The 19,964-nt window shown below is 56.7% G+C and carries 14 protein-coding genes and 1 tRNA gene; 11 read left to right on the top strand and 4 right to left on the bottom strand.

What is annotated here, in order from left to right:
• Positions 1 to 80: 80 nt before the first annotated feature.
• From FYJ40_RS03735 to FYJ40_RS03725, 3 genes are read left to right on the top strand one after another with little or no spacing between them, the layout of a single operon-like run.
• Positions 81 to 881 carry a ParA family protein gene (locus FYJ40_RS03735; protein ID WP_370450609.1) on the top strand — a complete coding sequence of 267 codons (801 nt, stop codon included), beginning with the start codon at positions 81 to 83 and terminating at the stop codon, positions 879 to 881.
• The gene (locus FYJ40_RS03730) at positions 874 to 1,779 is read left to right on the top strand and encodes a ParB/RepB/Spo0J family partition protein (protein WP_370450610.1); all 906 of its coding nucleotides are present in this window, start codon (positions 874 to 876) and stop codon (positions 1,777 to 1,779) included. The genes FYJ40_RS03735 and FYJ40_RS03730 overlap by 8 nt, the downstream gene beginning before the upstream one ends.
• Positions 1,769 to 2,023: a hypothetical protein gene (locus FYJ40_RS03725; protein WP_154516796.1), complete on the top strand. Its 255-nt coding sequence runs from the start codon at positions 1,769 to 1,771 to the stop codon at positions 2,021 to 2,023. The genes FYJ40_RS03730 and FYJ40_RS03725 overlap by 11 nt, the downstream gene beginning before the upstream one ends.
• Positions 2,024 to 2,214: 191 nt before the next feature.
• Here the strand turns inward: FYJ40_RS03725 and rlmN are convergent, their stop codons facing one another.
• Positions 2,215 to 3,267, bottom strand: coding sequence for a 23S rRNA (adenine(2503)-C(2))-methyltransferase RlmN (gene rlmN, locus FYJ40_RS03720; RefSeq protein ID WP_154516799.1), 1,053 nt, complete (start codon positions 3,265 to 3,267; stop codon positions 2,215 to 2,217).
• 85 nt (positions 3,268 to 3,352) lie between these two features.
• Here rlmN and FYJ40_RS03715 point away from each other — a divergent pair, with 85 nt between their 5' ends.
• Together FYJ40_RS03715 and FYJ40_RS03710 are read left to right on the top strand one after the other, a co-directional pair.
• A complete protein-coding gene (locus FYJ40_RS03715; RefSeq protein WP_154516802.1) occupies positions 3,353 to 4,318 on the top strand; it encodes a D-alanine--D-alanine ligase in 966 nt (321 codons plus the stop codon).
• A complete protein-coding gene (locus FYJ40_RS03710; RefSeq protein ID WP_154516804.1) occupies positions 4,312 to 7,206 on the top strand; it encodes a helicase C-terminal domain-containing protein in 2,895 nt (964 codons plus the stop codon). The genes FYJ40_RS03715 and FYJ40_RS03710 overlap by 7 nt, the downstream gene beginning before the upstream one ends.
• Here FYJ40_RS03710 and FYJ40_RS03705 read toward each other — a convergent pair.
• Together FYJ40_RS03705 and FYJ40_RS03700 are read right to left on the bottom strand one after the other, a co-directional pair.
• On the bottom strand, positions 7,203 to 8,120 hold the full coding sequence (locus FYJ40_RS03705; protein ID WP_154516807.1) for a YafY family protein: 918 nt from the start codon (positions 8,118 to 8,120) through the stop codon (positions 7,203 to 7,205). The two genes, FYJ40_RS03710 and FYJ40_RS03705, sit on opposite strands and share 4 nt — an antisense overlap.
• Complete coding sequence (locus FYJ40_RS03700) at positions 8,107 to 9,129, bottom strand: YafY family protein (RefSeq protein ID WP_154516810.1); 1,023 nt, start codon at positions 9,127 to 9,129, stop codon at positions 8,107 to 8,109. The genes FYJ40_RS03705 and FYJ40_RS03700 overlap by 14 nt, the downstream gene beginning before the upstream one ends.
• Positions 9,130 to 9,327: 198 nt before the next feature.
• Here FYJ40_RS03700 and FYJ40_RS03695 point away from each other — a divergent pair, with 198 nt between their 5' ends.
• Together FYJ40_RS03695 and FYJ40_RS03690 are read left to right on the top strand one after the other, a co-directional pair.
• Positions 9,328 to 12,438 carry a hypothetical protein gene (locus FYJ40_RS03695; RefSeq protein WP_154516813.1) on the top strand — a complete coding sequence of 1,037 codons (3,111 nt, stop codon included), beginning with the start codon at positions 9,328 to 9,330 and terminating at the stop codon, positions 12,436 to 12,438.
• A 20-nt stretch (positions 12,439 to 12,458) separates the two neighbouring features.
• On the top strand, positions 12,459 to 12,677 hold the full coding sequence (locus FYJ40_RS03690; RefSeq protein WP_154516815.1) for a hypothetical protein: 219 nt from the start codon (positions 12,459 to 12,461) through the stop codon (positions 12,675 to 12,677).
• Between the two features lie 62 nt (positions 12,678 to 12,739).
• On the opposite strand, the gene FYJ40_RS03685 is transcribed toward FYJ40_RS03690, so the two are convergent.
• Positions 12,740 to 16,171 (bottom strand): SpaA isopeptide-forming pilin-related protein, encoded by a 3,432-nt coding sequence (locus FYJ40_RS03685; RefSeq protein ID WP_154516818.1) that lies wholly within the window; start codon positions 16,169 to 16,171, stop codon positions 12,740 to 12,742.
• A 298-nt stretch (positions 16,172 to 16,469) separates the two neighbouring features.
• Between FYJ40_RS03685 and FYJ40_RS03680 the strand changes: the two genes are divergently transcribed.
• From FYJ40_RS03680 to FYJ40_RS03665, 4 genes are all read left to right on the top strand, one after another.
• A tRNA-Gly gene (locus tag FYJ40_RS03680) sits at positions 16,470 to 16,544 on the top strand.
• A 384-nt stretch (positions 16,545 to 16,928) separates the two neighbouring features.
• Positions 16,929 to 18,275 carry an adenylosuccinate lyase gene (gene purB, locus FYJ40_RS03675; protein WP_154516820.1) on the top strand — a complete coding sequence of 449 codons (1,347 nt, stop codon included), beginning with the start codon at positions 16,929 to 16,931 and terminating at the stop codon, positions 18,273 to 18,275.
• Positions 18,276 to 18,403: 128 nt separating this feature from the next.
• Positions 18,404 to 18,667: a TIGR03905 family TSCPD domain-containing protein gene (locus tag FYJ40_RS03670; RefSeq protein WP_154516822.1), complete on the top strand. Its 264-nt coding sequence runs from the start codon at positions 18,404 to 18,406 to the stop codon at positions 18,665 to 18,667.
• A 47-nt stretch (positions 18,668 to 18,714) separates the two neighbouring features.
• Positions 18,715 to 19,878, top strand: a complete 1,164-nt coding sequence (locus FYJ40_RS03665) for a hypothetical protein (RefSeq protein ID WP_370450614.1) — start codon at positions 18,715 to 18,717, stop codon at positions 19,876 to 19,878.
• Positions 19,879 to 19,964: the final 86 nt, after the last annotated feature.

The raw sequence follows: 19,964 nt of genomic DNA, 5'->3' as shown, positions 1-19,964 counted from the left end.
GAAACATAACAGATGATGAATCGGAATGTTTCACGTGAAACATCCTCCGTTTAACAGTTTAAAATACACCAGGAGGGACCGTGGGATTTCGCGACGTTAAGCGTTCAAAGAGCGCAAAAGACACGCGTATCATTGCAATCATCAATCAAAAGGGTGGTGTGGGTAAGTCCACCACAGCAGTAAACCTTGCAGCAGCACTGGGTGAACAGGGTCGAAAGACGCTGATTGTTGATTTTGATCCACAGGGTAATAGCACGAGCGGCTTTGGAATCGAAAAAGAAGAACTCGATAGCTGCATCTATGATGCATTGCTGAATGATGTTCCGGCAGAATCGCTTGTTCTGGATACAAATTGCAGTAAGGTATTTGTAATTCCGGCTACTATCCAGCTTGCAGGTGCCGAAATTGAGCTTGTAAGTGCGATTGCACGAGAAACGCGCTTGAAGGATCTGCTTGAGCCTGTTAAGGATGAGTTTGACTTCATATTTATCGACTGTCCGCCTTCACTTGGCTTGTTGACCATTAATGCGTTGACGGCGGCGGACAGTGTTCTGATTCCAATTCAGTGCGAGTATTACGCACTCGAAGGTGTAACGAAGCTGCTTGAGTCGATGAAGATGGTCAAAACACGCTTAAATAAGAGCCTTGATACCTATGGCGTGCTTATGACGATGTATGATTCGCGCACATCGCTCTCAAATCAGGTTGTCGAAGAAGTGCAGTCGTACTTTGGCGATAAGGCATTTAAGACCTTGATTCCGCGTACAGTTAAAATATCAGAAGCACCGTCGTTCGGTGAGCCGGTGATTACATATGCGCCGCAAAATAAGGGTGCAAAGGCGTATATGAACCTTGCCAAAGAGGTGATCAAGCGTGCCTAGTCCTAAGAAGCGTGGCGGTTTAGGTCGCGGACTCAATGCGCTGGTCTCCGAAGCAGAATATGAGACCGGTGGATCTGCGACGTCCGCATCCAATGCTGCTTCGAAAACTAAACTACCAATCGAAGATATCGTTCCAAACCCAAACCAACCCCGAATTCATTTCAATGAGACTGAGCTTCGAGAGTTGAGTGAGTCGATTCAGGAGCATGGTGTTCTTCAGCCGCTTCTTGTACGCAAGCACGGTAATGGTTATGAGATTATCGCGGGTGAGCGCCGTTATCAGGCTTCTAAGCTTGCTGGACTTGAGGAAGTTCCTGTCATCATAAAAAATGTTGATGATGAACAGATGCTTGCGCTTGCATTGATTGAAAATCTGCAACGCTCTGACCTCAATCCCGTCGAAGAGGCTAAGGGGTATCGACAGCTCATCGATGCGAGTGGCATGACTCAAGAGGCCTTGTCAAAGGCTGTTAGCAAGTCTCGCTCTGCAATCACCAATTCGCTGCGACTGCTTGATCTTCCAGAGGTTGTTCAGCAGATGATCTTTGAAGGTAAGCTGACTGCTGGCCATGCTCGTGCAATTCTTGCAGTTCCATACGAAGATGCACGAATTAAGTTAGCTGAGAAGGTTGTTGCGGAAGGATTGTCCGTCCGCGCGACAGAAAATCTTGCTCCGTTGTTTTCTGCCGGAGAGACACCAAAAACGCCTCGAACCGCAACGCCTCAGTCTTTTAAGAAGGCAGCACGCGTTCTGCGTCAGGTGTTTAACACGAATGTTCGCGTAAAGAGCTCGCGCGGAAAGAACAAGATCGAGATTGAATTTAAGGATGAAGAGGAACTCTCTCGCATTCTTGGAGAAATCATTCAGTTTGATCAAGGAGGTCAGGATGAGGAATAAAGTTCTGACTGCTGTCGCTTTGGCTGCAACTGTTGCAGTTGGCGCTTTTGCCGGTTATAAGATTGCGACAGATGATGAATTGCGTGGTCGTTTACTTCGAGGAGCGCAGGATATCGTCGATACCTCAAAAAAGAAAATGGATGTTATGACTGAGGACGTTGCCATGCGTACGGCTCAGATGACTAAGAATCCCAAGATCAACCAAGATTGGGTAAATCATCAGTGGGAAAATGTAGGTTTTTAGGTACCTAACAATTAATCGCCTATTCTGAAGGGCCATTGTCTGATTACCAGTACAGGGATCCCTAATTTCGTCCTAAATAATATTGGACAATCGTATGATGCAGACGGTCGATGAATATGAAACAGCCCCGGTTGCAATTAAGCAACCGGGGCTTTCTGATGTTTCACATGAAACGTTTGGGCTGGTCTCCCCTACGCGTTCTTCTGAACTTTGAAACGCTGCTTGAGTTGGCCACAAGCCGCATCGATGTCGTTGCCACGAGAGTTGCGGATCGTGGTCTCGATACCGCGGGACTCAAGACGGCGTTGAAGGTCTTCTACCTTATGGATCGGTGACGGCTTGAGCGGGCTGCCCTCAATATCGTTGAGCTGAATCAGGTTGACGTGGCACAGCGTGCCCTCACAGAAGTCACAGAGTGCCTGCATTTCGGGGTTGGTGTCGTTGACGCCCTCGATCATGGCATATTCGTACGTCGGACGGCGGCCGGTCTTCTCGGTGTAAAGCTGCAGTGCCTCGTGTAGGCGCAGGAGTGTGTATTTCTTGACACCGGGCATGAGCTTATTGCGTGTGGACTGGATAGCGGAGTGCAGCGAGACAGCTAGGGTGAACTGCTCGGGAATATCGGCAAACTTACGGATACCAGGAATAACACCGCTGGTAGACACGGTGAGATGGCGCGCTCCAATGCCGATACCGTCGGGGTCATTAAGGATGCGCAGTGCCTTAAGAACCTCATCGTAGTTGGCAAAAGGCTCGCCCTGGCCCATGAACACCACGCTTGTCGCGCGCTCGCCAAAGTCATTGGAAACGTGAAGTACCTGGTCGACGATTTCCTGGGCGGTCAGCGAGCGCCTGAGGCCGTTGAGGCCGGTGGCGCAAAAAGCGCAGCCCATTCCGCAGCCGGCCTGGGTGGATACGCAGACAGAGAGCTTGTTACGACGGGGCATGCCGACGGTCTCGACAGAAATGCCATCGTGGTACTCGAGTAGGTATTTACGAGATCCGTCCTTGGACACCTGCTTGGTGAGCTCGGTCGGCGTGTCGAAGGCAAATGCCTCCTTTAACTGCTCGCGAAAAGCCTTGGGAAGGTTGGTCATATCGTCAAACGAACAAACGTTCTTCTCAAAAACCCATTCAATGAGCTGCTTCGCGCGGAAAGCGGGCTGGCCGAGTTCGGCCACGAGCTCGCGAATATCGTTTTGGCTCAAGTCGCGAATGTCCTGAGATTTAGTCCTGGGATTCATGGAAGCCTTTCGATTTTGGGGAAACGTAGGGGGTATCGCTACAATATGGTATCAGCTGCAGAAATCATAGAGGAGGAGTCTGCCCATGCCGGGTAAAAGCCTAGAGAACATGCACGTAGCGGTCTTGGCGGGCGGCCATTCCGCCGAGCGCGAGATTTCGCTCAATTCGGGAAAGAACGTCGTGGTGGCCCTAAAGGAGGCTGGCTACACTTCGGTGGAGCTGCTCGATACGGCTGCCGATGATTTTATGGTGACTATGGCAACTGGCGATTTTGACGTGGCGTTTATCGCCATGCACGGCGCCGGCGGCGAGGATGGCGCCATGCAGGGAGCCATGGAGACGCTGGGTATCCCCTATACGGCGTCGGGTGTGCTCGCCAGCGCGTGTGGCGCCGATAAAGAGGTTTCAAAGCTTCTGTATGCTAAGGCGGGCATCCCCATTGCCCCCGGTTTGGCGCTTGAGGCGGGCGACGAGGTTGATATCGATCGCATCGTTGAGATTTGCGGCGAGCGTTGCTTTGTAAAGCCCGCCGTCAACGGCTCCAGCTACGGCATCTCCCTGGTACACGAGTCCTCTGAGCTGCCTGCCGCCATCGTCAAGGCCTTTGAGTACGGCGATAAGGTGCTGGTCGAAAAGTGCATCGAGGGAACCGAGATTACCGTAGGCGTCTACGGCGAGGATGACGTGCGCGCCCTGCCGATCGTCGAGATTCGCAAGCCTGAGGACTGTGAGTTCTACGACCTGGATGTGAAGTACATCGATCCCACGGATATCCACCGTATTCCGGCGCAGATTTCGCCCGAAAACTATGCTCGTGCCCAGGAACTAGCCTGTGCGGCCCACAGAGCCCTCGGCTGTCTGGGCATTTCGCGCAGCGATTTTATCGTGAGCGAGGACGGCCCCGTCATCCTCGAGACCAATACGATTCCCGGTATGACCGATACGTCGCTGTATCCGGACGAGATTCGTCATACCAAAGACATGACCTTCCCGCAGGTCTGTGACAGTCTGATTCGCATGGGTCTCCGTCGAGCGGGCATTGCATGCTAATCGAGGATGCTGTATCTCCTGGAACGCCGCAGTTTGTCATTGATTCCTATGCAACGCTCGCCGAGCGTGCCCGCACACAATCGTTTGGCCTTATCGAGGAGGATGTTATCGTCCTCGATACCGAGACCACGGGCCTTTCGGTCCAGGACAACGAACTTATCGAGATTTCCGCGGCCCGTCTTTCGGGCCGCGAGGTCGTTGACCGCTTTGATACGTTTGTGCATCCCAAGCAGCTGATCCCTGCCGAAATCACTGAGCTCACAAGCATCACAAACGCCGATGTGGCCGATGCCCCCTCGGCTGTAGAGGCCGTGGCTGCGCTCGCCGATTTTGTGGGCGGGTGCCCGGTTATCGCGCACAATGCCACGTTTGACCGATCATTCATCGAATCGGTCAAGGGCGGTGTCAACGTCAGCGACATCTGGATCGATTCGCTGGCGCTGTCCCGTATCGCGCTGCCGCGCCTGGCATCGCACAAGTTGTCCTTTATGGCCGATCTGTTTGGCTGCGACTCCGTGTCGCACCGCGCAAACGCCGATGTCGATGCCCTGTGTGGGGTGTGGCGCGTGCTGCTGGTTGCCCTTACGGACTTGCCGCAGGGCCTTATGGCGCGTCTGGCGGATATGCACGCGGATGTTCCTTGGTCCTATCGTCCCATTTTCTCGTTTTTGGCAGGTCAAAACCCCGGCTCGATTTTCTCGCTTGCCGCCGCCCGCGCCGACGTGCTCAAGGCCGATCGCGCCGATGATCGCGTGGATGCCGACGAGCTGCCGGTTCTTAACATGCCGAGCCGCGAAGAGATCGAGGCGGATTATGCCCCCGGTGGCCTGGTCAATCGCATGTATCCCACTTATGAGCCGCGCGACGAGCAGATTGCCATGGCGCTCGAGGTACGCGACGCGTTGGTTACGGATACGCATCGCGTGATAGAGGCCGGTACGGGCGTCGGTAAATCGATGGCGTATCTCGTGCCCTTTGCCGAGGCCGCCCGCCGAAACAACATTACCGTTGGCATTGCGACCAAATCGAATAATCTTGCCGATCAGCTTATGTATCACGAGCTGCCAAAACTCGCCGAACAGCTGGACGGAGGCTTGTCATTCTGTGCGCTCAAGGGATATGACCACTATCCGTGTCTGCGCAAACTCGAGCGCATGAGCCGAAGTCAGGCCGAGATTACCACCAAGCGCGATCCTGCCGACACGCTCACAGCGGTTGCGGTGATCATGGCGTATGTATGCCAATCTGCCGATGGTGACCTCGATTCGCTCGGCATTCGCTGGCGCAGCGTCAACCGTCCCGACTTTACGACGGCCTCGCGCGAATGCGCTCGCCGCCTGTGTCCGTTCTTCCCCGATAAATGCCTCGTCCACGGTGCCCGTCGTCGCGCGGCGCATGCCGATGTCGTGGTCACAAATCATTCCCTGCTGTTTCGCAACGTTGCGGCCGAAGGGAGAATTTTGCCTCCCATCCGCCACTGGGTAATCGACGAGGCCCATTCCATCGAGCGCGAGGCGCGCCGCCAGTGGGCGCGCGTGGTCTCGGCAGACGAATCTCGCGTGCTATTTGAGCGCCTTGGCGGGTCGAGCTCCGGTGCATTGAGCCAGGTATCTCGTGATTTGGCGACATCCGAAGGCTCCACGCTTTATCTGGGTCTCACCGCGAAGGCGACGTCTACGGTCGCACGCGCGAGCATGGCACTCGCCGAGGTGTTTGACGGCGTGCGTGAGCTCGGCCGTCGCGCCCACGGTGGCTACGACAGCGCAAATCTGTGGATTGGCCCCGAGTTGCGCGAGTCGGATGACTGGCATGACTTCTTGCAGTCTGCCAGCGCTGCTATCGATGCCCTGGAGCAGGCGGATAAAAATGTTGCCGCGCTGGTGCAGGCTGTCGCTGCCGATAAACCCGAGGTCGTCGTCGACCTGGGCGATATTTCGCGCCGTCTGCACGAGCTGGCCGAGAACCTCAAGCTCATCATTGACGGCACCGACGAGCATTATGTGTACTCGCTGCAGGTCAACCGCCGCCTACGTGCGGGCGGAGAATCCATGACCGCCGAGCGCATCGACATCGGCGAGGCCCTGGCGAACGAGTGGCTGCCCGAGGTGCATACGGCCATCTTTGCCTCGGCAACCATGACGGTGTCCAAGAGCTTTGAGCACTTTAACCATGCCGTAGGCCTCGATCGCATTGCCGCTTCGGCATCCTCGTCACTACATCTGGATTCGAGCTATGACTTCGATTCGAACATGGCCGTAGTCGTGGCGGGGGACATTCCCGACCCTCGCGACCGCGAGGGCTATCTATCCGCGCTCGAGCGCGTACTGGTCGATGCCCATCTTGCCATGGGCGGGTCGGTGCTCACGCTGTTCACCAATCGCCGCGATATGGAAGACCTGTACGCTCGGGTTGAGCCCAAGCTGGCGCGTGCCGGCCTGGAACTCAATTGTCAGCAGCGCAATTCGTCTCCCCGTCGCTTGCGCGATCGCTTTATCAACGAGTCGACCTCGTCGCTCTTTGCTCTCAAGGCTTTTTGGGAGGGCTTCGATGCCAGCGGCGAAACGCTGAGATGCGTCATTATCCCCAAGCTGCCATTCTCGAGTCCCACCGATCCTCTCTCGTGCGAGCGCAATCTGCGCGAGGACCGCGCCTGGGTACGCTACTCGCTGCCCGAGGCGGTTCTCGAGGTCAAGCAGGCGGCCGGTCGCCTGATTCGTTCATCGACCGATTGCGGCGTGTTGATTTTGGCCGACCCGCGTCTGGTGACGAAGGGTTACGGCAAGAAATTTCTGACATCGCTGCCTACGAGCTCGTATCAGCGCATCGAAACGGCGCAGATCGGCCACTATCTTCAGTTATGGCGCCAAGCGCACGAACGCCATCGCTAAGAACGGAAGGCCATTGCCTCGGCGGCATCACATAGGCGCTTTGAAAGGGCGGGGTCGTCTGCGATGCGGATGGCTCCGCCCGCTGCGATAATCTGGCTAAACAGCCAGTTTTCGGAGCTATAGGAAACGGTCACGCTTGCCGTACCCTCCCCATCGGCTTTAATTGACCTGATACCTGCCCACCTCACGCGTTCTGCCATATCGAGCGGCATCAGGAGCTTAACGCTCTGGCTTGCCTGTGCAAGGGAGTCGTGCAGGGACGTGGTTTCGGTCGTGTGACGCACGACGGAGTCTTCCGTCAGCAGAAGCTCCTCGATCTTGTCCATACGGTAGGAGCGCTGCCCGTCTGCCTCGACATCCCAGGCAATCAGGTACGTTTGGTCGCCGTTGGTCGTGATCTTTAGGGGGTCGATCAATCGCCTGCGTGGATGCTGGTCGTCCAGGGAGCGGTAGGTGACGAGGCATCGCACACCATCCTGAATTGCACAGCAGAGTTGCTGCCAATAAGATCCGCGGGCGACGGTATCGACAACGCGTTGGTTGTATCCGAGTTCCGCCGGAAGGAGTGCGCGCCGGATGCGCGCCGCCGCGCACTCCTCGATTCCGAGCGACTCCAATTCATGGTTGAGTACGGCGCCCTCGGCGGCACTCAGGCGAAGCGGCAGCACACGGCCCGCATCGCCGATGAGAACCACACGTTCATCGCGGCATTCGCAAATGATGCGCGCGCCCGATTCGCGGTCTGCGAGCGTCGAGATGATGCCGATGATCTCGTCGAGCGAAGCTCCGGAGATATCGAAGCGACTGCAGATTTCGTCTCGCGTCATGCCCGCCTCGCCGGCGGCATAGAGTGCCTCCATAATGTCAATGGAGCGCGAGAGCCTTTGTTCGCTGGTGAGCTTACGCACGGCCATGAGCGCTCACTGTCCTTTCGATGAGGCGGTTCCACGCCTGCTTGAGTTCGTTGGGCGCTACGGGCCTCATACCGTCAACGCTGTGCTCCATGCAAAATGACGCCGCCGCATTCAGGTCGCGAACGTCAACGGTCCAGGTCCAGCCGTCTTTGGCGTGCTCGAGCCTTCCTCGCCCACGTGTGAGGCCGTGGACCATGTCGGATTGAGCCTGCGGAGCAAACGAGAAAGTTGCCGTGACGGGCTGGCAATCGGAGAAATCGAATTCAAAGAAGAGGTAATCGTTGAGATTGAAGTCTGCGGGAATGGCGTAGGCCCGCGATGGACGCCACGCACGAACGATGCGATCGCAGCGAAAGGTTCTGATTTTTCCGGTGGCGTCATCTAGGCCGCAAAAGTAGGCTGTTCCTTCACGCTCGAACATGCCGTAGACGCAAACAGTGCGTTGTCGTTGCTCACCCCGTCCGTTTTGATACAAAAAACGCAGCGCGCATCGGTCGGCAAACGCGCTCCATACTGCATCGACCGTCGGCGAGTGAACAACGGGGGGCTCGGCCGTATTCGTCTCGCCGGTAAGATAGGCAATTTTGGAGCGTATGTCGGCGAGCGGGGTCGCAAAGGCCGAAGAGCCCGTGGTGAGGGTCTGATCGATAGCGTTTAGCAGAATGTCGGCATCGTCTGCGGTGATCAAGCCGCCCGCGGCAAACGTATGCTCACGGTCGATTGTCCAGGCGCTCTCCTCGGTCTCCTGGGCACCCGCGGCGCGAACTTCCTTGATCACAATGCCCCGCTCGAGCAGCTTGTCGCGGTCGCGGCGAAACTTTCGCTTATCCGAGTCGACGTTGCCCGATCCGTAGCCTAGGTCAGAATCCAGCACGATCTGCTCGGTTGTTAGAGGCTCGGGGGAACTGTTGAGGACAAAGAACAGGTTGAGGATACGCTGGGCGGTTTTGTCGAAACCGGGTTCTGGCGCATTTGTTTTGTTTGTCGCGGTCATATCGCTTACCGTCATAGAATCCTCGCATGGGAAGGTTATTTGATGCCATGATTTTAATCCGATATGGAGATTAGGCTATATCCTTGTCCGCTCAGTGCGTTAAGATGCCCAGATTTCGGCCGATTGCGTTCGCTCGGGGTATACTTTCGACTATATACGGTTCTAATGTGCAAGCATTGGGCCTATTTGTCGGATTATGGATGTGGAGCGCACATGGCGAACACCCAGAACTATATCAATCACCTGCTGCAGGGCACGGGCATCACGCCGGCGTGCAGCGAAGAAGAGCGTTTGGCTGCCGAGGATATCGCCCAGATCTTCCGCAATCATGGCTTTGATCCCGAAGTCCAGGAATTTAACGCTCCTGCACCCAGCAGGCTGGCATTTGCCGTCACAGGCATTCTGTCTTTTGCCGGTGCCCTGCTTATGGGTATTGGCGGCAGCATCGGCTTAATCGGTGTGCTGCTGGCCATCGCCGGTGCCGTGTTGTATGTGCTCGAGCGTACCGGTCACCCTGTTATTTCTCGCCTGGGCAAGACGGGCGTGAGTCAAAATGTCATTGCCTATCACAAGGCCACAGGTCCGCTTGCATCTCCGCGCAACCGTCCGGTGGTTGTTGTCGCCCATTACGATTCTCCGCGTGCCGAGCTCCTCGCTCGCGAACCGTACGCGCCGTATCGCGCGCTCATCGCCAAGATGCTGCCGGTCGCCACGATTGTCCCCGCTGCCGTCGTCATTCTGCGTATACTGCCGCTCCCCGGCGCTCTGAAGGTTCTGCTTTGGATCATTGCGATCCTCGCCTCTCTTGTGGCGCTCGCCAACGCGGCCAATATCATTGCCAACCGTTTTGTTCTTCCCTATACGTCCGGTGCGGTCTGCAATAAGTCTTCTGTAGCCGCGATGCTCGGTGTCATGGATAACGTTGCCCCTTACCGGGGCGAAAATGAGTTCCCCCACGACATTCCGTTTGATGACTATTTTGGTGAGCAAAAGCGTCGTGCCGAGGAGATGGCGCGCGCGGCGGCTGAGTATGCCGCTGCCCAGCAGCAAAACGACTACGGCAACACGATCGAGTACGAAGAGCCCTCCTACACCGAGGACGAGTTTGGCCAGCCGATCGCTCCCGAATCCGAGCAGGGCGAAGTTTTTGACGAACAGATCGATGGCTTTGAGGGTGCCTCGGCTGACGAGACCCTGATTGGTGTCATTGCTCCCGAGGCTCAGGCTGAAGCCGAGGTTGCTGCCGAGCCGGTCGCGGATGAGGGTGTCGTCGAATCGATTGGGGCGCCCGCTGTCGCCGAGCCGAGCGAGCCCGAGCCTAAGCTGTATCGCAATGCCGCCGGTAATATTCGCTTTGGTTCTGATGCCATTCGTGCCTTGGGGATGCTTCCCGAGTCGTGCACGCTTGATTACGAAGAGGGTGAGGAGCCGACGATCGATCCTGAGCCTGCTTCGGTTGAACCTGTCGCCGCGCCTGCCGACGAGCCCGTCGTCGATACCGAGCCCGAGACGGAACCCGAGCCCAGCCCTGCACCCGAGCCGGATGCCGCCGCGCCTGCCCCGGTGGTTCAGGATGTGCACGACGATTCCGCCAGCGATTACGATGAGTATCCGCAGCGCGTTTCCTATGAGAGCGATACCGATTTTTCGGCCGATCTACCGGTCGCGACGCCCCATGCCGATATAGCATCTGCATTCTCTTCGATTGGAGCCAGCGCTTCAAGCTTCTTTAAGGGCGCACTCGCTAAGGGTAAAAAACTTGTCGACGACCTTGAGGAAAAGCGTGCCGCTGCGCGCGAGGTGGCAGAGCAGGAGGCTATCGCCCACCAGCAGGCTGCCGAGGCCGAGCGTGAGCGTACGGCGCGGGAATTTGAACAGCATGAGGCTGAGCAGCCTGCCGCGACGGAGGTCGCCGAGGCTACGACGTCCTTTGAGGCCCAGCAGCCAATCGACGCCACCGAGACGCTCGATGCCGCGAAGTTCGATGCCACGATAGCGTTCGAGAAGCAGGGTACTGCCATCGCCGAGCCCCTTTCTGTTTCCGATGAGTCCCAGGATGCTGCAGATGAGATCGAGGCGCCCGAAGCCGAGCCGGCTGAGAGTGTCGATGCCGAGCAGGTTGAGAACGTTGACGCCGAGCCGAACATCGCCGACGAGATTGAAGCCGACGCGACAGTCGTCGTTGAGCAAGAAGAGACCCCGGTGGTTTCTAACGCCGATGAGTCCAGGCCGTACTCTACGCAGATCTTTACCATGCCTGCCCCGAGCGATCCCGGCTCCACGGTTGCCAACCCCGCATCGGTGCAGGTCGAGACGGTTGATTCGCTTATGGCGCAGATTTCGTCCAAGGCCGCACCGCGTCCGCAGATGAATATCCCCGATCCCGCTTCTGCTCCGGTGCCCACACCTTCTTCTTCGCCGCTTGCCTCGGTCCCCGATCCGTCGCTGCCCTCGATGCAGCAGGCCAACGTCGCATCCCGCACATCCCTCTTCGATCTCCCCGACCCCTCGGCTCAGGCCGACGATCCTTTCGCGACGGCTCAGGGGCCCGAGCCCACGTCGGCACCGGTTGCCCCCTCCATGCCCGTTTCTTCGGGCGCTCAGCCCATCGAAACCATCTCGGCTCCCGTCGCCAAGGAGGCAAAGCCTCAGAAGCGCGGTCTGGGCGGCTTGTTCGGACGTAAAAAGAAGAATGAGCAGAACAGCATGAGCGACTGGCTGGGCGTCGAGGATGACTACGATGCCAAGAAGTCTGGCCGCGGTATCGGCTCTTGGGATAACTTTGAGGACGATGATAACGGCTGGAAGGGCGGTGCCACCTCTTCTGACGGCGCTTCTGCCGAGGACATGCTTTCGGCTGTTGCCTCCATGGGTGATGACGAGCTGCTTGGTCACGATATCTGGTTTGTGGCAACGGGTGCCTCGGATTGTGACGGCGCCGGTATGAAGGCGTTCCTCGAAGCCCATCGCGATAAGCTGCGTGGTGTGTTCTTTATCAATCTTGAGTCCATTGGAGCCGGTAGGCTTTCGGTCGTGACGGTCGAAGGCGAGCAGCAGTTGCTCAAGGGTGATCGCCGCATCATGAATCTGGTCAGCAAGGTGTGCAAGTCGTTCCACGTTGATTGTGGCGCGTTTGAGATGCCCTATGCCAAGACCGATGCCTATGCCGCGCTCGAGGCGAGCCGTCGCGCCCTCACAATTGCCGGTGTCGATGGCCCGCGTCTTGCCTGCGCGCGCACCGAAGACGATTTGCCGTACAACGTCAACCCGACGAACATCGCTACGGTGTCCGAGGTTGTCACCGAGGTCATCCGCCGTTCGTAACGGACCTCTAAGGAGTTAGCGTGTTTTCATACATCAAACGCCATTGGCCCGTCTATGTGGTTCTGTTTTTGATCGCCATCGCTTTGGGTCTGGGGGCCGCATATATCGTGGGCGCTAAGGGGTCGACGCCCAGGTCCACGATGAGCGAAGAGGTGGAGCAAGAGCAGAGTTTGGGTGCCGACGGCATTTCGGATAGCGATCTGGAACTTGTTGACGGCGGGTCTGCGTCTACGGAATAGCCTTTGGTTACATATGCCAGATAACGGGCGAGCCGGCATATCGGCTCGCCCGTTATTTCTACCTACTCCTCTTTTGATGCCGAGCTTAGCCAAGTGAGCCAAATTGCTGTGCCACCGGCGGTCAATAGTGCGGTGAGAAAAGAGATGATGGGTGCATTGCCCGTATTTGGAAGATCCTGCGGAATGGCGCATTTTTGAACAACACGATCTTTATCGTGCGACTCGAGTTTTTCGCCTCCTCCGTTGCGGCAAAGGTCAACACGGGCACTGTTGGCGAGTGCGGTTTGGGGCGTATAAGATGAGGTCGCACACATCCGGATGATTGCTCCGTGTAAATCCGATTTGAGGGATGCCGTCGCTTCGTCAAGGTCGTCATGCTCGTCTTTAAGCCCATTGCGATTCCAAGAATCGTTGTCGCGCCGGGTCGTAAAGTCTGCGGAAACCGAGCCATACTCAAAGCGAATCCCCGTGATAACATCGTCGTCCGAAAGCGTAAGGTCCTTTACTTCGAGGGTGGAAGACTCCGTGGTCGAGACATCGGCTTTCCAAAGACTCCAGCCATCGTAATCGACAATCCGCACATCCTCGCCCAGCTGCTCTTTGACCTCGGCTGTCTCGAGCCACGGGTTGGTGTGTTCATCGTCAAGTGTGGCGTTGGCCTTTTCCTTTATGCCCAACTTTTCTGCCGGTGACGTTCGATACCAAACATTGCAGAGCCCGTTTAAGTCGCCGACGGCGATCGGGGTTTTAATGGCGACAAGTTTGGCCGTGCCGTCTTTGGCACACTCGAGATCGTCGGTGACGGTGAACTCGTCGACCCAGGTGCTCGATTCGTTTTGTGCGTCGATGGTGTAGGAATAGGAGCCCTTACTGTCGGGTTGCGTCGCCGCCCGGTTTTTACCGTCGCCGTTCGCCACTGTTCCCTTTGCGGTTGGCCGCGCGATTTCTTGTCGCTTGTCGACGCTCCCCTTAATCTCAATCGGTGCATCCGTCATGGTTACGGCCTGGATCTTCCCCGTATCCTCGACTTCAAAGGATACGTCTTCAGCGAGGTCATAGGAGCGCGGGGACATTGTTTCGCGTAGGGTATAAGAACCGGGTTCAAGGTGCTCCACGCGATGGGGCTGCTCGGATGATATCCAAGAATCAATTTCTGTTCCATCGGCGTCGCATAAGACCAGTCGGGCGCCTTTAACTTCATGCTTGTCTGTTATATCGACCTTGGAGAAATCGACCTTGGTGTAATCATTAGGCAATTCGATCTGCGACTCGACCACGGGGACCTTCTGGTCGATATAAGTAAGCTCAACGATATGTGCTGTCCGATCAAGTAGATAGCCGTCGGGAGACTGGGTTTCAACGACTTCGTATCGTGCCGTTCCGCAACCCAGCGAAAGGTTGTCTACGCGAGCTTTACCCTGTTCATCAGTTGTGACGGCGGCAACGGCTTCACCGGCAAGGGCGGCAATGTGGCCATCGGGGCAAACGATATCGTCGGCAGCGCGAATTTCAAACTTGGCACCAGATAGGACACTGCCGTCTACTGCGTCAGCCTTCACGATCTCGATGCTTCCGGTTGCCGCGCTGTTGAAATACGAGACGGCGGCGATAGGCGTGAGATCTGCATCGGCGGGAATCGTCACCTTCAGTTCGTCGCCCACAAGGTAGGGCGCTTTGGCTGCGACTTCTCGTACGTAATATGTACCCGGCTTGAGCGATTCTGGCAACGTGACGGTGCCGGTCGCATTGGTGGTAAAGGTGTTCATAACGTTGTGCGTCGGATACCAGCATGTTTGAGAGATGGGTTCACGGTTGCTGTTGAGCAGCTGAAAACTAAAGCCGGCAAGGGGGACGGAAGCTCCCGTCTGGGCATCGCGTTTGATGATTTGGAGATGTGTCGAAAGGGTGTGATTGTCCACTATGTACTGAAGCTTGGCTCCGTCGGCGATTTGCTCGGGCGCGATGGTCCAATCCTCTGCCCGCTTGAAGCCTGCGGGAACAGTTTCCGGGACCTCGCGAACGGTATACCCCTCACGATCGTAGGGGATGGCTCCATGAACGCCCTCCGGTCGTGTGCCCGCGCCAAACCAGGCCTTGGGCTGGTCTTTGGTGGATGCGAAGCCATAGATATTTGTCGTCAATGTGCCTACGACCTGCTTAGAGCTGTTGCTGACGATTTCAAAGACGACGCCTTCCGCTGGCTGTTCTAATCCCGATTGTTCGTCGTTCCCGTAATCCTTGAACTTGGAAATCTCGATGTCAAACGCAACATGAGTATTGGGGATGCGGCGTTCGAGCTCAACGACGCCCATGTCGTTTAGTTGATTGGGGCCGACCGTATAGGTCCAGCTGTCATGGGGGAGCAAGTAGCCCTCTGGTGCTTTCGATTCGTAGAGGGTAAAGGTTCCCAGGGGAATGCCGCTTAAGGTCGCCTGGCCATCGTCTTCGGTCGTGAAGGTGCGCGTCCACCCAGGGGTAGACTGCGAGACACAGGTAAATTCGGCTTTGGCGAGCGAGGTTCCCGCCTGCGCTCCGGCATTCGTGGCGGCATCGGTTTTGACGACACGCAGCGTGATAGAACCTGGCTGCTCGTTGATTGTGACATGTCCGCCGCTCTTTCCGGTGGTAAAGGCAATGCGATCGCGTCGTGACAGATAGCCTGTCGGCGCTTTGGTTTCGATTAGGTAGTATGCCGTGTTGGGCAAAAGTGTTGCCCGTGCACGACCGTTGCCGTCCATTTTGATGCTGCCGACGTGTTTGTCTGTGTTTTCCTCAAAGATGTTAAACGTCGCCCCACCTAACTGATACGTATCGTTCCCGCTGGTAATGACAGTGTCTGCAGATCTTTTCTCAAAGGATACGTTGATGGTGGGCAAAACGTAGAGCATATCCTGGTGCCGGCCTTCGTTAGAGACGGGTCCGTGATAGCGTCTGGCGCGATGCGGGTCGGCCTTAATATTTCCGGCTTTTGCGTTGTCGTAGAGCCAGCGCGCCGCCGCGACAACCTCGGCGTCTTGATCGAACTTGCCGCTTTTGGCAACGCCGGCGTTGTTTGTATACGCAAAAGAGCCATCGGGGCGCGTGGTTCCTTTGAGCATCCACACGGCAATCTGGGTTGCGGCGCGGGCGCGTTCGGCCGTTAGGTTATGGCCGCCAAATGATGTGGCGGAAGGGTATCCATGGCAGATGACGGCGGCAAACTCGTTGTCGAGCCATGTCCAACCCTGATTGTAGGTCCGCCAGGGTCCTCCCGGGCTGCTGGGGCCGGGGCAGTCTTGGTTCATGCAGTAAGAAATTGAGGCGTCTTGTGCCTCGTACTTGCCAATGCCAAACGGTCCGCACATATCGCTGATGGTGCGAAAACTAAGCGTATCGTTTCCATCGACGGCGCAGGCGGTACCAGGCGTGGCGCAGGCTAGAAACAACAAGAGGAATAGGAGCAGCGGTGCTGTTGCGATTGCGCTGTGGACAGAGTGCGTGGGTGCATTGGACATGGCTGCTCCTTATCCTTTGTGCGCCGCGCTGGGAGATTGCGGCGCGTGGGATGAGATTAGCGCCGGGGGTCATACGGGTAAGTACCGCGAGCTGACCAAGAACTTGCCAAGTTCCCAACAAATGGAGACCGGTTTTAGATAATCAAACAAAAGAGCAGGTAGAAGACGGTGTAAAACAGGTTACTCGAGTCCCTGTTTTCGCAATTCGAGCAACAAGAAGATGATTTTCCATGCGTAAAACAAGGGTTAGTGCCCTTGTATCAAACAAGACAACCGCGTTATACTATCCCCCACATATGCGGGCATCGCCAAGTGGTAAGGCATCAGCTTCCCAAGCTGACACTCGCGGGTTCGAGTCCCGTTGCCCGCTCCAAAAAAATAAAAGCACGGTACCGCTGCGGTACCGTGCTTTTTTCAATAAAGCGCCGGGACTCGAACCCGACAGGGTGTGAGCGTTAAGCAAACGCGAAGCGTTTGTAGCGAGCAGGTGAAGGCGCCGACAGGCGCCTGAAGCCGGTGCGGATTTGCGAAGCAAATGCGCGGATGTCCCGTTGCCCGCTCCAGTTAAAAGTACAAGCACGGCACCATCACGGTGTCGTGCTTTTTTCAATAAAGTGCCCGGACTCGAACCCGACAGGGTGTGAACGTTAGGCAAATGGCAAAATGTTAGGTTAATACCTGCTGCCTATACTTGCACCTGCGCACGGTACAATGGTTGGGTTACGACCAACGTGCCAATAACCAAAAAGGAGCCGCTATGATCGATCGCTATACCCGCCCGGAGATGGGACACATCTTCTCCCTCGAGAACAAGTACGCCATTTGGCAGGAGATTGAGGTTCTGGCCTGCGAGGCCCAGGCGGAGCTCGGCAAGATCGGTATTTCTAAAGAAGAAGCTCAGTGGATCCGCGACCACGCCAACTTTGAGAAGGCGAAGGTCGACGAGATCGAAGAAGTCACGCGCCATGACGTCATTGCCTTCCTGACCAATATGAAGGAGTATATCGACGCCGATGTTCCCGAGGGCGAGCCTAAACCCAGCCGTTGGGTTCACTATGGCATGACCAGCTCTGACTTGGGCGATACGGCCCTGTGCTATCAGCTTACCCAGGCCTGCGACCTAATTATCGAGGACGTCAAGAAACTCGGCGAGATCTGCAAACGTCGCGCTTTCGAGGAGCGTAACACGCTCTGCGCCGGTCGCACTCACGGCATCCACGCCGAGCCTATGACCTTTGGTATGAAGTTTGGCTCTTGGGCCTGGGAGCTCAAGCGCGATCTGGATCGCCTTGAGGACGCTCGCAAGAACGTCGCCTTCGGTGCCATCTCGGGTGCCGTTGGCACCTACAGCTCCATCGAGCCGTTTGTCGAGGAGTATGTCTGCGAGCACCTGGGTTTGGTTCACGACCCGCTGTCCACGCAGGTTATCAGCCGCGACCATCATGCCTACCTCGCCGGCGTCCTTGCCACCACGGCGGCCACCTGCGAGCGTATCGCTACCGAGGTTCGCAATCTGCAGAAGACCGATACGCTCGAGGCCGAGGAGCCGTTCCGCAAGGGTCAAAAGGGCAGCTCCGCCATGCCGCACAAGCGTAACCCCATCACCATGGAGAAGGTCTGCGGCCTGTCGCGCGTCGTGAAGTCCAACGCCCAGGTCGCCTTCGACAACGTCGCCCTGTGGCATGAGCGTGACATTTCGCACTCTTCTGCCGAGCGCGTCGCCCAGGCCGATAGCTTTATCGCGCTTGACCACATGTTCCAGTGCCTTATCCGCGTTATCGATGGCCTCCAGCTGTATCCGGCTCGCATGATGGCCAACCTCAACAAGACCCGCGGTCTCATCTTCTCCTCCAAGGTTCTGTTGGCCCTCGTCGATACGGGCATTACCCGTGAGGACGCCTACGCAATCGTGCAGGAAAACGCCATGGCGACCTGGCATGAGGTGCAGGACTGCGTTTCCGGCCCCACCTTCAAGGAGCGCCTCGAGGCCGATCCGCGCTGCACCGTCAGCCAGGAGAAGCTCGACGAGATCTTTGATCCGTGGGACTTCCTCACCCGCATCGATACGGTCTTCGATCGTCTGGAGCAGCTGAGCTTCGAGTAGGTTCGGCATAACGTTAGCTTTTTAGGGCGCTTTGCTGGTAATGTGTGTTGCCGGTAAAGCGCCTCGTTGCATTTAAGGAAAGACGGGGATAATAGTCGTCTCGAATGACATTCTGAGAAGGAGATCGCATGATTTCGTTTGATTACAAGCCCCAGGGCGTGTGTACTCGCAATATTCACCTCAATCTTTCCGATGACGGCAGCAAGGTGCTGGGCGTTGAGTTTACCGGCGGCTGCAGCGGCAACCTCAAGGCCATCTCTAAATTGGTCGAAGGTGCATCTTCCGATCGTGTGATTGAGGTGTTGGCCGGCAATACGTGCGGCACGAAAAAGACCTCCTGTGCCGACCAACTTACGCGTGCCATCGAGGCCGCGCGTGCCGAGATTGCCTAATGAGTATTTTTGATCGCGTTAAGAATGGGGTAACGCGCCGAGGATTTGTGTTGGGTGGTGCTGCCGCGAGTGCTGCCACGCTGCTTGCGGGGTGCTCGAAAAAAACGGGCACCAGCGATGATGCTGCCGGTGAGCCGCAGGTTATCAAAGATGATTCCAAGATCGTCTCGATTACCGAAGAGTATGAGGCCGTCGACATTGATCTTAAGCCGACGGCGTCGTGGACGTTGCCATTGGGGACGCTGCTGTACTACTGCGATGGAGGTTACGCTGCGGCGATGATGGCGCCCGCATCTGCGCTGCATGCCAACACGCTTGGCGTGTTCAACATGGGGGACGGCTCACTCACCACGTTGATTGACGATCCTGTCGAGGGTTCCGGTTATGCGTTTTACGACGTTCGCGCCACCGATAGCGTGTTTGCGTGGGTTGAGATGAACTACGCGAATTCGTCGTGGAAGCTCTATGCGCAAACCCTGTCGGGCGCGGCGCTTACTGGTAATGCCGTTGAGCTTGATCGCGGCGGTGAGGACTACGACCCTCCGCTGTTTACCGCCTTTGACTCGTCGGTCATCTGGTACAAGATACCTTCGACCGGTGGCAATAAGACCGGCAGCGATTCATATTGCTACCGCCGTTCGCTCGATGAATCTAAAGCGGAGGCAATCTGGAAGTCGACAGGCCGCTTTGCGTCTGCACCGCGCGTGAGCGATGGCATCCTGACTATCTCACCCCGCGTGCGCAATGACGAGGGCGTCTACTACGGCATGACGGCGATCGACCTGACGGACGGCAACAATACCAAGAGGGCTCAGCTGGTCCTTCCTTCGTCGGTGTCACCTTTCGAGGCCGTATATATGGGCGATACGTTTGTGTTCTCCATTGAGGCGACCTATGCCGGCGTGGGCGGCCTGGGCAATATGGGTACCTACATTGGTAACGAGGGCGGCCCGTATCAATTTCTATCGCGCGAACCGCTCGCGTGCGCCGCCGGCAGGAAGGGCAAATATCTGGTTAAGGTTCAGGCATCGCATTTTCTGATCGATACCTCCGCTAAAACCTATGGTTCGCTGCTGTCGCCCGACCGCGCTCTCGAATATGGCGACTATCCAGCTACGGCGGGAAAATCGAATACGTTTTTAACCTATGCCACGGTGCGTAATAGCCAAGGAATTCCCGAGACGGTTACCGCTCGCCTGTTCTCTCTTTAGCGCCGAGGGGTTAAAAAGGCGCCAACGGGGGAATAAGCCCATTGTAACCGTGAGTACCGCCCGCCGAGCTGTCGCGCCCATGCGAT

The sequence above is a fragment of the Collinsella sp. WCA1-178-WT-3 (M1) genome, assembly GCF_009696325.1.
In the GTDB taxonomy this organism is placed as follows: Bacteria; Actinomycetota; Coriobacteriia; order Coriobacteriales; family Coriobacteriaceae; genus Collinsella.
The sequence above is the reverse complement of the archived record's forward strand: the minus strand, read 5'-3'. Positions and strand labels throughout refer to the sequence as shown.

Bases quoted from the DNA above. Each gene is read 5' to 3' on its own strand.
- FYJ40_RS03725 (WP_154516796.1), top strand. From the start codon at position 1,769: ATGAGGAATAAAGTTCTGACTGCTGTCGCTTTGGCTGCAACTGTTGCA.
- FYJ40_RS03670 (WP_154516822.1), top strand. From the start codon at position 18,404: ATGATTTCGTTTGATTACAAGCCCCAGGGCGTGTGTACTCGCAATATT.
- FYJ40_RS03685 (WP_154516818.1), bottom strand. From the start codon at position 16,171: ATGTCCAATGCACCCACGCACTCTGTCCACAGCGCAATCGCAACAGCA.
- FYJ40_RS03695 (WP_154516813.1), top strand. From the start codon at position 9,328: ATGGCGAACACCCAGAACTATATCAATCACCTGCTGCAGGGCACGGGC.
- FYJ40_RS03705 (WP_154516807.1), bottom strand. From the start codon at position 8,120: ATGGCCGTGCGTAAGCTCACCAGCGAACAAAGGCTCTCGCGCTCCATT.
- FYJ40_RS03710 (WP_154516804.1), top strand. From the start codon at position 4,312: ATGCTAATCGAGGATGCTGTATCTCCTGGAACGCCGCAGTTTGTCATT.
- rlmN (WP_154516799.1), bottom strand. From the start codon at position 3,267: ATGAATCCCAGGACTAAATCTCAGGACATTCGCGACTTGAGCCAAAAC.
- FYJ40_RS03715 (WP_154516802.1), top strand. From the start codon at position 3,353: ATGCCGGGTAAAAGCCTAGAGAACATGCACGTAGCGGTCTTGGCGGGC.
- purB (WP_154516820.1), top strand. From the start codon at position 16,929: ATGATCGATCGCTATACCCGCCCGGAGATGGGACACATCTTCTCCCTC.
- FYJ40_RS03700 (WP_154516810.1), bottom strand. From the start codon at position 9,129: ATGACGGTAAGCGATATGACCGCGACAAACAAAACAAATGCGCCAGAA.